1 protein-coding gene is annotated in these 379 nt (G+C 71.2%); it reads right to left on the reverse strand.

Translation table 11 applies throughout. The annotated features are described in order from the left end of the window. A partial coding sequence (locus DSP71_RS24050; RefSeq protein WP_258546482.1) for an HAD family hydrolase occupies nt 1-379 on the reverse strand: 379 nt, incomplete at both ends.

Here is a 379-nt window from a genome sequence, read left to right on the forward strand (position 1 = left end):
ACGAGGTCTCGCCAGCCGAGTCCGTCGATCAGGGCGTCTCGGGTCACCGGGGCGAAGCCGGTGGTGAGCACGACCTTCAGCCCGGCGTCCTTCAATCCCTGGATCGCATCGGCGGCACCGGGGATCTCGGAGACGCCCTGCTCGGCGACGATCTCGGCGTACGCGCCCTCGAACGCGGCAGTGGCACGTGCCGCGGCCTCTGCGTCGCCGCCGGAGAGGTGCGTGAAGACGTCGATCTTCGACTGCCCCATGGTCACGCGCACGTAGTCGAGCGCCTCGTCCCACGGCATCCGGTCGGCGACGCCGGTGCGCTCGGCGGCGCGCTGGAAGGCCTGCTCCACGACGCCGTCGTCGAGCACCGTGGTCCCCGCCATGTCGA

Origin of the sequence: Microbacterium sp. H6 (assembly GCF_003314775.1) — a bacterium.
In the GTDB taxonomy this organism is placed as follows: Bacteria; Actinomycetota; Actinomycetes; order Actinomycetales; family Microbacteriaceae; genus Microbacterium; species Microbacterium oxydans.